General features: G+C 59.8%; 11 protein-coding genes. 5 read left to right on the top strand and 6 right to left on the bottom strand.

Annotated elements, in window-relative coordinates:
• The first annotated feature begins 114 nt into the window (after positions 1 to 114).
• The gene (locus HMPREF2681_RS01920) at positions 115 to 1,257 is read left to right on the top strand and encodes an alpha/beta hydrolase (RefSeq protein WP_049171987.1); all 1,143 of its coding nucleotides are present in this window, start codon (positions 115 to 117) and stop codon (positions 1,255 to 1,257) included.
• 132 nt (positions 1,258 to 1,389) lie between these two features.
• Here the strand turns inward: HMPREF2681_RS01920 and HMPREF2681_RS01925 are convergent, their stop codons facing one another.
• From HMPREF2681_RS01925 to HMPREF2681_RS01935, 3 genes are all read right to left on the bottom strand, one after another.
• Complete coding sequence (locus tag HMPREF2681_RS01925; protein ID WP_049171985.1) at positions 1,390 to 2,031, bottom strand: DUF3239 domain-containing protein; 642 nt, start codon at positions 2,029 to 2,031, stop codon at positions 1,390 to 1,392.
• A 25-nt stretch (positions 2,032 to 2,056) separates the two neighbouring features.
• Positions 2,057 to 3,760 carry a DNA repair helicase XPB gene (locus HMPREF2681_RS01930; protein WP_016423319.1) on the bottom strand — a complete coding sequence of 568 codons (1,704 nt, stop codon included), beginning with the start codon at positions 3,758 to 3,760 and terminating at the stop codon, positions 2,057 to 2,059.
• Between the two features lie 148 nt (positions 3,761 to 3,908).
• Complete coding sequence (locus HMPREF2681_RS01935) at positions 3,909 to 6,425, bottom strand: helicase-associated domain-containing protein (RefSeq protein ID WP_070545902.1); 2,517 nt, start codon at positions 6,423 to 6,425, stop codon at positions 3,909 to 3,911.
• A 74-nt stretch (positions 6,426 to 6,499) separates the two neighbouring features.
• Between HMPREF2681_RS01935 and HMPREF2681_RS01940 the strand changes: the two genes are divergently transcribed.
• Positions 6,500 to 6,688, top strand: a complete 189-nt coding sequence (locus tag HMPREF2681_RS01940) for a hypothetical protein (RefSeq protein ID WP_016423317.1) — start codon at positions 6,500 to 6,502, stop codon at positions 6,686 to 6,688.
• Positions 6,689 to 7,130: 442 nt separating this feature from the next.
• Here the strand turns inward: HMPREF2681_RS01940 and HMPREF2681_RS01945 are convergent, their stop codons facing one another.
• The gene (locus HMPREF2681_RS01945) at positions 7,131 to 7,751 is read right to left on the bottom strand and encodes a transglycosylase family protein (RefSeq protein ID WP_016423316.1); all 621 of its coding nucleotides are present in this window, start codon (positions 7,749 to 7,751) and stop codon (positions 7,131 to 7,133) included.
• An 870-nt stretch (positions 7,752 to 8,621) separates the two neighbouring features.
• Between HMPREF2681_RS01945 and HMPREF2681_RS01950 the strand changes: the two genes are divergently transcribed.
• Complete coding sequence (locus tag HMPREF2681_RS01950) at positions 8,622 to 9,053, top strand: cold-shock protein (RefSeq protein ID WP_070545904.1); 432 nt, start codon at positions 8,622 to 8,624, stop codon at positions 9,051 to 9,053.
• Positions 9,054 to 9,125: 72 nt separating this feature from the next.
• Here the strand turns inward: HMPREF2681_RS01950 and HMPREF2681_RS01955 are convergent, their stop codons facing one another.
• Together HMPREF2681_RS01955 and HMPREF2681_RS01960 are read right to left on the bottom strand one after the other, a co-directional pair.
• Positions 9,126 to 9,620 (bottom strand): DUF2771 family protein, encoded by a 495-nt coding sequence (locus tag HMPREF2681_RS01955; protein WP_049193037.1) that lies wholly within the window; start codon positions 9,618 to 9,620, stop codon positions 9,126 to 9,128.
• 122 nt (positions 9,621 to 9,742) lie between these two features.
• Positions 9,743 to 10,903 carry a glutaminyl-peptide cyclotransferase gene (locus HMPREF2681_RS01960; protein WP_070545906.1) on the bottom strand — a complete coding sequence of 387 codons (1,161 nt, stop codon included), beginning with the start codon at positions 10,901 to 10,903 and terminating at the stop codon, positions 9,743 to 9,745.
• Positions 10,904 to 10,926: 23 nt separating this feature from the next.
• Between HMPREF2681_RS01960 and HMPREF2681_RS01965 the strand changes: the two genes are divergently transcribed.
• Together HMPREF2681_RS01965 and HMPREF2681_RS01970 are read left to right on the top strand one after the other, a co-directional pair.
• Entirely contained in the window at positions 10,927 to 11,619 is a 693-nt protein-coding gene (locus HMPREF2681_RS01965) for a DUF3027 domain-containing protein (protein ID WP_224433761.1), read from the top strand.
• Between the two features lie 158 nt (positions 11,620 to 11,777).
• Positions 11,778 to 13,292: an NCS2 family permease gene (locus tag HMPREF2681_RS01970; RefSeq protein WP_016423312.1), complete on the top strand. Its 1,515-nt coding sequence runs from the start codon at positions 11,778 to 11,780 to the stop codon at positions 13,290 to 13,292.
• Positions 13,293 to 13,294 lie beyond the last annotated feature (2 nt).

Below are 13,294 nucleotides of genomic sequence, written 5' to 3' on the forward strand. Positions count from 1 at the left end.
CTGCGGCCCACTTTTGTTTTACCCACAGGTAAACGGAATTAACTAAGCGTCGATCGGATCCTCGGTTTCCTCTTTTGGTGAATCCTCGTTGGCTCTCTGTGGCAGACTGTCTCTATGACTAATCAGACACCTAACTCCGATGTGGTTAACCTCGCTTCTTCTGAGGACGAGGCTCAAGACAACTTCACTCCCGTAACGACCGAAGAAGGTAAGCTACAACAGCTTATTGAATGGCTCGAAGAACACGTCTCGGCCTATTCCTACTTGAGCGAGGTTGTCCCCTTGGGTGCCTCTGAGGAAGACATTAAGAAGGCTCGTGCGTCAGTCAATGACCGCGGCGCTCGTATGCCAGACGCCATTATTCACGGTTCGATGATGGTCCTGGGGGCGGCTGTCAACCACTCTTCGCCATACCTTGCGTATGCCGACGGCAAGGTAGAGGTGACGGATACGACGGTGGGGGATAGTCCTAGCGTTCCGGTTCGGGTTTTTGTCCCGCAGGATCCAACCGGGTCTGTGGTAGTTGCTGCACACGGCGGCGCTTTCTGGATGGGTGACGGCAGTCTGCGTGAGAATTCCTTCGGCCCAAATATGGCTGCCCTGGCAGCCCGATCGGGCGCAATTGTTGTGGATGTGGATTACCGTCTCGCGCCAGAGCATAAAGTATCTGAGGCCGTCAATGACATCGCGCGGGTAGTCGCATCTGTTGCAGATGATTCGTTGCAGCTTCAAAAATTGGGTGCAATGCCCATCAGTGATCAGAACCCGATAGTTCTCTATGGTGTCTCTTCAGGCGGCCACAACGTTGTTTCTGCGGTGGACCAGATTAGTCAAGACACTCCGGTTGCTCTGTTGCTCGTTGCCCCGGCTCTAGACCTGCGTGGTGCTCCTGCGGTGTGGTTGCAGGCATTCTTCGGCACCTCTGATGATTCGGCAAAGGAAGTGTCACCGGGATTGCATGAGCCGTCGCGAAGCATGCGTGTCCACGTTCAGGCGGCCTCCCGCGATACTGTCGTTCGGCCAGCTACCGAGTACCTGAAGAAGGTTGAGGAGGCAGGGGGAGAGGCCTCTCAGGCGGTATTCTTGGCGACTCACCAGATTGCGGTTCCAAAGGTTCAGCGAGAACAGATTACGGACGCGGCGCGGTTCATTCTAGAGGCCACTCACACGGAACGTGAGCTGCCAGAGGATCCGGCAGGTGAATACGATAAGGAAGCGATCGACCGGCAGAACGAAGAGTCATGGGGCAAGAGCTAGTCAATCCGTTTCAGTTCCCAATGGCGCTCTCGCCGTGCATGTGAGCACCGCGGAGGGGGCGCTGCTAAGGGAAATCGGGGGCGGGTCTAGAACAGTTCAGTGCCAAAATGTCGGGGGCTAACAGCCCCCGGACTAGTTCAGCGGCAGGAGGTTGCGCTTCGTTGCGTGTACCTCTTCCACCCGGTCGATGTTGCGTTCGAGCACATTCCAATCGTTGACAGGAATATTGCGCTGGGCTTGGGCAATGATTGACTTGTCTGGAGTGGACCACGCGAGCGGCACTGGGGTGATCTCGTCGTAGAACTCGGTGCGGCTCTTGTGTGTACCGGCCACAGCAACAGCTGGCACCTTCGCGCCCACGCGGCGGGGGACACCGGAAATCGTGGTGACCGTACGTGTAGCCAGGGCCGGGACGGGCTCGCCATCGGAGGGGTTTTTACGCATGTCCACCAGGGTCATCAGCACCATGGTCCGCTCATCCACACGCGCAATCATGGCCGGAACCAGCGGGGATTCGTCGTAAAGCTCTTGCGGATCCTTAATTGCGCGTCGCACCTGGAAGGTAACGCCGACGTAGAGAGCCGCGAGGGCGAAAAGCACAACCGCGCTGCCGATAACAAACGGCGTGCGGTCGAAAACTATTAGAACCAGCACAGCGCCGACGAGCAGCAGAGCAGAGAAAATGCCGGAGGAGATGAGCAGTCGGCGGGCATCGCGGTAGTACTCGTTGTTGGCGTTGGTGTGCTCGCGGTTGACGGGGAAGTGAAAGTTCATGGCAGTCCTTTAGTTATCCAGTTTTCTAGGATTCCGAGCTAGCGGTGGAATCACCGGGCAGGGAGGGCCCGAGGTACTCGTCTGCGTCGACGATTCGGTAGGCGTAGCCCTGTTCCGCCAGGAAACGCTGGCGGTGAGCTGCGTATTCGGTATCGAGCGTATCGCGAGTCACCACCGAGTAAAAGACGGCGCCACCACCATCGGACTTCGGGCGCAGGAGACGCCCCAGGCGCTGTGCCTCCTCCTGTCGGGAACCGAAGGTGCCGGAGATTTGCACGGCGACAGAGGCTTCGGGAAGGTCGATGGAAAAGTTCGCAACCTTGGAGACCACCAGCGTGTTGATCTCGCCGCGCCGGAACTTCCCAAAGAGCTCCTCGCGTTTGGCGTTGGACGTCTTTCCTTCGATGACGTCGACGCCGAGCTCTTCGCCGATCTCTTCGAGCTGATCCAGGTAGGCACCAATCACCAGAGCGGGTTCGCCCTCGTGTCGGGCAAGGATTTGCTTGACGACGGGAATCTTCGTCGGCGTCGTTGCGGCCAGACGATACCTGTCGGAGGCCTCAGCCGTGGCGTAGAGCATGCGCTCGGACTCGGTCGGGGTCACGCGGACCTCAACGCAGTCTGCCGGTGCGATCCAGCCCTGGGCTTCAATGTCCTTCCATGGGGCGTCATAGCGCTTCGGCCCGATCAGGCTGAATACGTCGCCTTCGCGGCCGTCCTCGCGCACCAGGGTGGCGGTGAGCCCCAGTCGACGGCGCGACTGCAGATCCGCACTCATTCGGAACACGGGAGCGGGCAGGAGGTGGACCTCGTCATAGATGATGAGGCCCCAGTCGCGGGAATCGAATAGCTCGAGTGCGCGGTATTCTCCCTTAGTCTTGCGCGTGACCACTTGGTAGGTCGCAATGGTGACGGGGCGAATTTCCTTCTTTTCGCCGGAGTATTCGCCGATTTCGTCTTCGGTCAGCGAGGTGCGTCGCAGCAGCTCGTCGCGCCACTGCCTGCCGGCGACGGTGTTGGTGACCAGGATCAAAGTGGTGCGCTGCGCGTCTACCATGGCCGCAGCACCGACGATTGTCTTGCCTGCGCCACAGGGCAGCACCACGACGCCGGAGCCGCCTTCGCGGAAGGAATCAGCCGCCATGCGTTGGTAGTCGCGCAGTTCCCAGGTGTCGTGGCCGCCGGTGCCCTGATCCTGCCAAGCGATGGCGTGTGCCTCACCATCGATGTAGCCGGCGGTGTCATTGGCCGGCCAGCCGACCTTCAGCAGCTCCTGTTTGATACGGCCTCGCTCGGAGGGGTGCACGGTCCAGGTGTCGGCATCGATTTGCTCACCGAGCATCGGACGTATCTTTTTGTGCTTGGTCACCTCGGCCAGTACCGCAGGGTCGTGTGAGACCAGAATAAGGCCGTGAGCTGGATGCTTGGTCAGGCTCAGGCGACCATAGCGGTCCATGGTCTCCGCGACGTCGATAAGCAGCGGCTGTGGGACGGGGAACTTGGAGAAGCGCTCGAGGACATCGACCACCTGCTCCGCGTCGTGACCGGCGGCGCGAGCATTCCACAGCGCCAGCGGGGTGATGCGGTAGGTGTGCACATGTTCAGGAGCACGTTCGAGCTCCGCGAACGGTGCCAGCGCCGCGCGTGCCGCATCCGCCTCCGGATTATCGACCTCCAGCAGCACCGTCTTATCCGATTGGACGATCAGCGGCCCCGTACCGAAACCCATTATTTCCTCGCCTCGCAGACATTCGACCAAAAATAAGCTAAAGGTCAATTCTGCCACGATTACGCAGAAGATGCGTCACGGGCTCGAATCATCCCGAACCGCCACATTCGCTTCTGCATCGCTTTACGACGGTCCGCGCGCCCGCCGCCTAGTCGACAGGATGTACTTCGGTAATGCGATGCAGCAGGAAGCGCAGCACTTGACTGGTGGCCGGGTCGATAGCATCGACCTGCCCACCGGAGACGGTGACTGGGCGCACGCGCTTGCGGCCGGGTTTGCCGTTGCGGTCAACGTAGCTCAAATACAGGTCGTCGCCATGGCGAGCCGCGCGCTGCAGAAGCTTGAACGCTTCGGTGCCGGAGGCGTAGTCGCTCGTGCCATTGGTGCTAGTGCTGGCACCGGCAGCTGTCCCCGTACCTGTCGCCGAATCTGCAGCCGAGCCAGAGACCCCAGCAGTGCTGCCACTGGCCGTAGCGCCACTGGAACTACCGGCGTGCTCAGCAGCACGGTTGCCATCGGCAATAGCCGTCAACGCCTGGCTGATGCGTTCCGGTTCGGGCATCGTTGTACGCGCAGCGGGCACCGGAGCCGGCGCCTCAATGCGGCAGGGAGCGCGACCGAGATCCAGCACCAAACCCTCTGCATCTTCGGCGATGATGGAAAAGCCCGCATTTCTAGCGGTCTCAATCACCTGGGCAAGCGGGGCCTGGCTAATTAGCACCGTTTCGGCAATCTTCCGCAACGCCAGGCTTTGTCCAGCCTGGTGACTCTGGAATGAGGCCAGCAGGGCCGGATCGTCACAGCGGATAAACGACGCTGCGGGGCCACCGCGGAGACGACCGTGGCGGCGGGCGACGTCGTCAAGCAAATAGGTAATGGACTGCGGCACCTCGCCGACGGCGTAGCGCGAAAGAAACTCCGAGATATCGGCGGCATTGATGCCGGCGTCGAGGGCATCGCGAAGGCTGTCTTCGGTCACGCGGTAGACGCTGGCGAGGCCGGGAGATTCCAGCTGCGCAATCGAACTGAGCATGCGTTCCATCTCCGGGGATGCGGGGCCCGGTACGACGATGGTGTTGTCCGCCTGAACCATCAGGTACGAGGCGTTCGGTGGCAAGAGGTTGTTACAGGCGGCACGCAGATCGTCGAAGGCCTCGGCGGTGCCGGATTCGATGAGCGCGACCATGGCTTTGCCAACCTCGCTAAGGCCGACGGAAATCGTTTCCACGCCCGGGTCCCGCACGACGATGCCGAGGGCGACCAGCTCGTCGACCACGCCACTGAGCGTCTCGTCCGTGCACCTCGCGTTGGTAATCGGGTAGTAGTAGGCGGCGCATTCACGCAGGTCAGTCAGAGCAACGATGTCGTTGTCGCTTGCCGACGACGCCACCTGCGCACAGCAGGCCAGCACCATTTCCCGGATTGACGGTACCCCGGAGAGCCGAGCTTGTGGGGAGAGTAGAGCAATGCGCTTGCCTTCCTCATTGAGCTGGTCGACCCGCCAGGGAGCTGCGTCGCTAGTGCGAGTGCCGACCGTCAAACTCACCCACCGGTCAACCAGATCGGCGTCGAGGAAGCCGTCGGCTGCCAGCGTGGGGGCGAAATAGTCACCACCGGTGTCATGCAGTGGCAGCGGATGCGGAGTGCCGACATGAACCAGCCCCGCTGCACTGAGGTTAGCCACGCCGCGAGCCAACTCCGAGATGTCGACGCCGAGCTCCTCGATGAGACTGCGGGTTTCCCGCACTCCAATGACACCGTTTTTCAATGTCGGCGCGGGGTCGGTTCCCAGCAAGTCCAGCAGGTCAGTCGCCTGTCGCAAAGTTTCCCAGGCAGTGGCGGCAGCACGGTCGTTACCGCTGGCAATCACGTGGGTAGCGGGGGTTTCGGGGCGCAGGGGGACGTCGTCGTCGGCAAGCCCGACTCCACGCATAAGCGCGCGAACGGTGGCGGGCAGGCGGACGGTGCCCTCGTCGATGCGTTCGAGCAGGCCGGCGTTGATGAGCGCTGGGACCGGCAGCGAAGGGTCGGCATCCGGATGAGCGTCCTTTGTAACGCCGAGACCTCCGGAGTTGGCGAGGGTGTCCAGAAGCCGCTGCTGTCTGTCTGTAACCTCGGTGAGTGCCGTGCGTAGCTGACTGCGGCTTGGGCCATCGGGATTGGGCAGAAGATACCAGCCAGGTGGCAACGAGGTGGCGACCTCATCGCTGAGACAGAAGTAGTCCTGCCAGGGCAGAGGTTTCTTGCGGGTGGACTTGCCGGTGAAGGTGCCGCGGGGGCCGGGACCGTTGCCCCAGATGAGTCCGTATTCGCGCAGGGTATCGAGGCTTGTCCGAATATGCGTGGCCGTGGGCCGTTGATTGGCGGGAACCTCTGCTCGAGAGAGTAAGTCGAGAATGTAGTCGATGAGGGCGTCCGCAGTGACGGGTTCGGCGTCAGCACCGAGGTCGGCGGCGGCCTCAATGCAGGCGAGCTCCAGTGCGGGCAGTTTGGTTAGCGCGCGGGAGACAGAAGCGCGGAGCTGGAGCCTTGCCGCTAGCACCTGGGAAGACTTCGGCGGTGGCGACAGCGCATCGGGGCGATTGCTGAGGATAGTGCCCACAAATTGGTCTGGTTGACCTGCCAGCCAGTCGGAAAAGAGTGCAAAGGGGGTGGTGCTAGTCATGACAATCCCCACTTTAGTGAGATTTAAGGAGGGGAGAAGGTGACTGGGGAGAAAATTTTTGGGATAATCTCAGCATGGCTAACGTTGCAAAGAAATCCTATGTCGATCCCGGCTGGCCGAAGGACCTCGAGCCTGGTCAGCACGCTGTTACTGAACTGATTGCTCACCACGCTGGTGCAGATTCGCCTTTCGGCGACATTGAGTTCCCGGTTGATCCGGAGACTCTGGGTTACGTGCACCCGACCACGGTGATTAACAAGTAATCTTTTAGATTCTTAGCAGAGCTACTTCTGCTGGAGGCCCGCAGCCGTGACTGCTAGTTCAGCCATGGCTGCGGGTTTTCACATCAGTGGCCTCGGGGCGGGGGCTTGAGTAGGGGCGCTTGAAGTGGGGGCTTGAAGTGGGCGGGGGCTTATTCAAGCCCAGTTTTTTGGCCAATCCACCGGAATGGCCCCATGGATGCGGGCTGCAAATGTGAAACTGTGTAAGTTTATGACACTTTCAAGCCATTTTTCGGGCCATTTTTGTCATAAACGCAGTCACTAACTCGCGTTGGCACGCGGTCGCTAGCCATAAACGCAGGCAGTAACTCACGCAGTCACTAACTCGCGTTGGGTCGGTACCGCCAACCTGCGGAAGCCAAAAAGTAGCCCCGAGGGGGATTACCCTCGGGGCTACTGTGATGAGCTGGCTAGCTCGAAAGTCTTAAATCAGACCCTGCAGCTTCGACAGGTCGAACGGAATGGCTGCGACCAGTTCCTGCGGGAGCTCAACCTCGCCGGTCAGTGCACGGAACTCAGCGATGAGTGCCTGAGCGTCGGACAGGCTGTCGACGTTGGACAGGCGGTCAGCGAACTGCTGGACCAGGTCAGTCTTGGAGTCGGAAGCAGCAGCTGCCGGAGCGGCCTGTGCGCGAACAGGAGCGGAGCCCTGGCTCGGGTGCGGACGATCGGTCGGGCCGGAGGAGAGACCCAGGCTTGCGGAGCAAGCCGGCCATGCGCCCCAACCCTGCTGAGCCAGGACCTTCTCAGCAACGTAAATCTGCTGCTCGCGGGAAGCCTGATCAGCGGTCGAAGCGAACTCGTTACCACCGAAAGCGTTCCAGGTGCTTGCGGAGAACTGCAGACCGCCGTAGTAGCCGTTTCCGGTGTTGATGTGCCAGTTGCCGCCGGACTCACACTGTGCCAGGCGGTCCCAGTCGGAGTCCGGAGCTGCAGAAGCGGTCGGTGCGAAGATAGCGGCACCGGCACCGAGGATTGCGCCGGTCAGTGCAACCTTTGCCGAAGTGGAAGCGAAGGTGTTGGTCTTAGCTGCGTGGCGAGCCATATGAAAATTTCCTTTTCGTCGATTTTCTTTGTGGCGCCAGTGGGGCTAATGCAACCCCATCTCACTCTTATGGAAAGTTCTTCACGTTATTGATAACGGGCCGATGTCATCGCACTGGAGTGAGATGAAGGCGATCTATGCGACTTCGTCCGTTAAACGCGTCGATTGCACACCGTAGCGGTTGATAACGAAATAGTCACGCGAATCGCCGGATTCTTAATTTTGAGCGCAGGTGGGAAATATGCATAAAAGTAGGTGAAACTGCAGGTAAGAGACGTGACTGTTATTGGTGTTGTGTAAGTTAAAACTTCAAAATGTGATAAAGCTCACGTTATCGTCTTGTTATTTTTCCGGTTTTGGCGCGCCGCATGCACTGAGAAGGATGGCCATAAGAGATAGTCATAAAGAACCAACGCTGGCAGTTAGTTGCCGTCTCGGTGCGTCAATCCGCGAGAGTGCTCGCTTCACACAGATCCGTCTTCCCTTTATGTCCCCATCTATGGGTATAATTGAGTTCTTTAGGTAATCGGAGGTGACGTGCACATGCACGCCGCTACCGCTGCCGCCACTTCGCACTAGTAAGCAGTAATAAATAATGTGTTCCCGGTTGGAGTGCGTCCTGTTTTGGTCGCACCTTAATTAAAGGAACACCATTAAGACAGCACCCGGCCTGGCATATCCTCGCGGTCCTGTCTGGCCAAGCTCGCCCCGAGCGAGCCTCTAACTCTGGCCATTTGTGCGTGCGAGGACGGTGGCAAATGCGGAAGAATTGCATCTCCGATCCGAAGACCCCGAAGGGCAGTCACCGCTGCACAAGGGGAACGAGGTTGAGTGCCCCCAGTCACAGGGCACGGGAAGGTTAGGTGGAAAGTGCCCATCGGTAAGGTCAGGTGGTACGACAAGGATCGCGGTTTTGGCTTCGTTTCGAATCCGGACGGTGAAGATGTCTACATCGGCAGGAACGTGCTGCCGAAAGGCGTGGAAGAACTCGTAACTGGTCAGCGCCTGGAGTACGACTACGCTGACGGCCGCCCAGGCCCGCAGGCTCTCCGGATCAAGGTGCTCGACGAGGGACCGCGCGGTGCCCGTCACCGCCGTGGCGGGGCAGGTGGGGGCGCAGGAGCCCGTCGTCAAGCAAAGAAGCACAGCCCCAGCGATCTCAACGGCATGATTTCGGACATGATTTCCATGCTGGAGTCGACGGTGCAGCGTGACCTGCGCGCCGGGCGTTACCCGGAGCGTAAGGACGGCCACCAGATGGCTGAAGTCCTGCGTGCGGTCGCGCGCGAGCTGGACTCGTAAGTCGGTAGAAGATGTGAAAAACGCCCGCTCACGAAGGTGGATAACCTCAGTGAGCGGGCGTTTTGCTGTGCTTTACGACTGTTCGTTGACGATCGACCAAGTAATACCGTAGGTGGTCTCTTCACCCTCGGAGTTCTTTCCGATGAGCGCGGTGGAAACCTCCACGACCCCGAGTGGGGTGCGTTTGCCGGCAACAGCTGCGGAGCCGGCGATGGTCTCGGTCGTGGCTTCGCCCGGATCCTTGCGAGAGGTGGAGTTGACCGCATCGTCGGAGAAGAAACGCTGCAGAGTCCAAGAGTTAGAGCCAACAGTGGAGCCGACGTTAACCTCAGCTGTCTCCTGCTCGCCCAGGGAGATCTTGGCGGCGTTGGCCTCAGTCGTGGTGCAGGCATTCTTCTCAAAGAGGTCGCAGACACGGTAGGGAAGAACCTCTGTGGTTTCGCCGTCCTGAATGACCTCGATGGACAGCGCGTGCGGGTCGTCGATTGCCTGGTTGGTCCACTTATTGACGGCAAGGACAATGCCGGTGACGACAAGACCCACCACGACAATAGCGCCGACAACCATGAACGCCTTACTATTCTGTTGCCAGCGGCGCCTACTCGATCCCATCAACTCTCACTTCCCGACATTCGTAACGGAATTGAAGCTACGTTCAGTCACACTAGCTGTTCTCGGGCTAGATACTGCTATTCACTCACGGTAACACGGTAGGCCGTGGGCCATTTCTTCCCTGTGAGCAGGAACTGGCGGGGGCCATTGGGGGAGGTAGAGGAAGAATCCGGCAATAGAGCAATGCCGTTGAGCACATCAATACTGTTTTGCTCTGCCGGGGAGAGCTGCGCGTACAAGTCGCGGAAGAGCTCGGTGGCATCGACGATGCCTGTGACCTTTCCGTCTTCCGGGTTGATGCGGTAGATGAATGGACTCTGCCAGACGTTGGCCCAAATCTCGCGGTGCGATTGCGGGGAGTTTGGTCCGTCCGCGTTGCTCTGGTTGTTTGAATCGCTCGTGTCCGCTGGTGCTTCGTCCGGAGCTGCGTCCGGGGCTATGTCGGTGTCGACAGTGACGCACTCGAGTTCGTTGAGCCACGTTGTCTCTGTACCTGCTGCAGTGACGGGCAGTTGACGCTGGGAAGAGAGGTCATCGGGGGCGCGGAAAGTGAGGGTGCCACTGCCGTCGGAGGTCACGATGGTGTCCTCGAAGGAGCACGCGCCCCAGCCTTCGGTGTCGAAGGGAACCTCGCGACGCTGCTTGAGAGTAGCCGCGTCGCGTTCAATGGCGCGTCCTTCCTTCCACGTCAGCTGCCACACGGTATCTCCATGACGGGTAATCCCCTCGCCGAAGAGTTCAGGCTGTAAATCTTCCACGTTGGTCGGCTCGGCTGCAGAGTTGTCGAGCCACTGCGGTAATCGGTAAATCTGGGACTCGCCGTAGAGGCCGGTGCCCATCAACAAAGAGCCATCGGGTTCGAACTCAAGGCCCTGGACAAAAGGCGCAGCGACGTTCTTCTCCGTGGGAAGTGGTGGAGCCAAGACAGGATAGGACTGCTCGATGGCCAGTTTCAGTGTCGGAACGTCACCGAGCCCCGGCACCTTATCGGCACCGACCAGCTCGGAGGGATTAACCGATGCCGAAGTCGACCTTGGGGCGGTGCCGGAGTTCGAGTCCGCACTAGCTCCACTAGAAGGGGCCTCGCCTGAGGGATCGCCACCTGAACCAGTTTCAGCCGCACAGCCGGCCAATAGGGCGGCAGTTGCCACGGAGAGGATGGCAGCTCGGACCGTCGTAAAGCGTGATGAGTGGAAGGTGCGGGCGGGTTTTGCGTCGCCCGACGGGAATCTGTCCATAGCTTCACTCTAGGATAGGAAACGTGACTGAAAATCGACGACGTTCCCGAAACAGCCGCCGACGGGGGAAGGTGATGAATCACCAGGCGGTCGACACTGCCCGTACCGCGATTGAAGAGCTCGGGGAGGGGCCTGCCGGCGCGCACACCGGTGTAAGTGTCGTAGGCGAGGGCGTTGCGGTGCATCGTTTTGCGGCTGACCTGCCCGGATACAGGGGCTGGGAGTGGCATGTGGTGGTCGCGTGCGCGCCGGGCACTCAACAGGCGACGGTCAGTGAAGTGGCTCTTGTCCCTGGCGAAACCGCGCTGCAGGCGCCTGAATGGGTGCCCTACGAGGAGCGGCTGCGCCCCGGTGACCTCGGTCCGCGCGATTTGTTGCCGGCTGCAGTGGGAGATGAGCGACTCGACGGCGATGACTTGCAGACCCGCACCTTGTCGGCGCGTGGTGTGGAAGACACCGAGCAGCGTTGGGAAGAGGGCGATACCGGCCCCGAGAGTGACTTTGCTCGGGAAGCATTGCACCGCTGCCGAACCTGCGCCTTTATGGTCCCGCTGACCGGTCCGCTCGGTAAGAACTGGGGCGTGTGCGTTAACGAATGGACATTCGATGCCACGGCCGTAAGCTTTGACCACGGCTGCGGTGCTCACTCAGCTATCCCGGAAGTAACGGGGCAGGGTGCACCGGTGGCGGAACCCTACCAGGATTCCCACCTGTAGCTTTCCACCTAGGCAAACGCGATGACGGAGAAGGTGCAGTTTCGACGCCACTGTGGCCCCAGAGACTGCACCGTTACGGATTTCGGCACAAAAATTCCGCTCTGACACGGATAAACACGTGACACGGATAGTAAAGAGACTCTAGAGAGGCATAAAAAATGGACAAAGGTACGTCCACCTCTGCAACATCCTCAGATGAGGCGAAGGACTCCAAGCCTGCACGGAAGGGGAGCCATCTTTCGGCAGTGGACCGCTATTTTCACATCACGGAGCGCGGTTCGACGACCGTGACCGAGATTCGCGGTGGCGTAGTGACCTTCTTCGCGATGGCCTACATCATTCTGCTCAACCCGCTGATCCTCGGCAATATCGAGGATGTCAACGGCAATAGCCTGGGGATACCACAGGTCGCTGCTGTCACCGCGCTCGCCGCGGGTGTCATGACCATTACTTTTGGTCTCTTTGCCAAGTACCCCTTCGGCATTGCGACGGGCCTGGGCATCAACACCCTGGTTGCCGTGACATTCGTTGCTAACGAGGGGCTGGCCTGGGAAGAAGCGATGGGCCTGGTCGTGCTGGACGGGGTGATTATCGTGCTGCTGGCGCTGACCGGATTCCGCACAGCTGTCTTCCACGCGATTCCGTCCGATATGAAGGCCGCGATGAGTGTGGGTATCGGCCTATTCATTGCCATGATTGGTCTGGTCGACGGTGGCCTGGTTCGCCGTATTCCCGATGCCGCTGACACGACTGTTCCGGTGCAGCTCGGCATCAATGGTCAGATTGCCTCGTGGCCGACCGCCGTGTTCGTCCTCGGGCTGATTATCTGCGGCATCATGGTTGTCCGCAATATTCCAGGTGGCCTGTTCATCGGCATCGTGCTGAATACCATCATTGCGCTCGCAGTCGAGGCCTTGACGGATGCGGGCCCCTCCTTCGCTGATGGCAAGCCAGTGCCGACCGGTTGGAATCTCGCGGTACCGACTCTGCCGGACCGCGTAGGCGGCATGCCGGACTTGTCCCTCGTTGGAGCTGTGGATCTTTTCGGTTCCTTTGCCCGCGTCGGTGCCCTCAGCGCCACCATGCTGCTGTTTACCTTGGTCCTGGCGAACTTCTTCGATGCCATGGGCACGATGACTGGTCTGGGCAAGCAGGCCGCACTTGTCGATGAAGACGGTGTGCTGCCGGACATGAAGCGCGCACTGGTTGTCGAAGGCACCGGTGCCATTGTCGGTGGTGCAGTCAGCTCCTCGTCGAACACCGTCTTTGTGGACTCCGCAGCGGGCATCGCCGATGGTGCACGGACTGGCCTTGCCAACATTGTCACCGGCATCCTCTTTCTGGCGGCGATGTTTTTCACCCCGCTCTATGAAATCGTGCCCATCGAGGCTGCCGCGCCAGTGCTGGTCATCGTCGGTGCCATGATGATCGGGCAGATTACCGAGATTGATTTCACCCGTTTCGACATCGCACTGCCGGCATTTTTGACTATTGTCACCATGCCGTTTACCTACTCGATTGCAAATGGTATCGGCATCGGTTTCATCACCTTTGCTGCGATGGCTATCTTCTCGGGTCGTGCCAAGTCCGTACATCCGCTGATGTGGATTGTCTCCGGCCTGTTCATCATCTACTTCGCCGCCGATCCGTTCACCGCTCTGCTGGGCGGCTAAAG

The organism is Corynebacterium sp. HMSC064H12, from assembly GCF_001809925.1.
Lineage (GTDB): Bacteria > Actinomycetota > Actinomycetes > Mycobacteriales > Mycobacteriaceae > Corynebacterium > Corynebacterium jeikeium_D.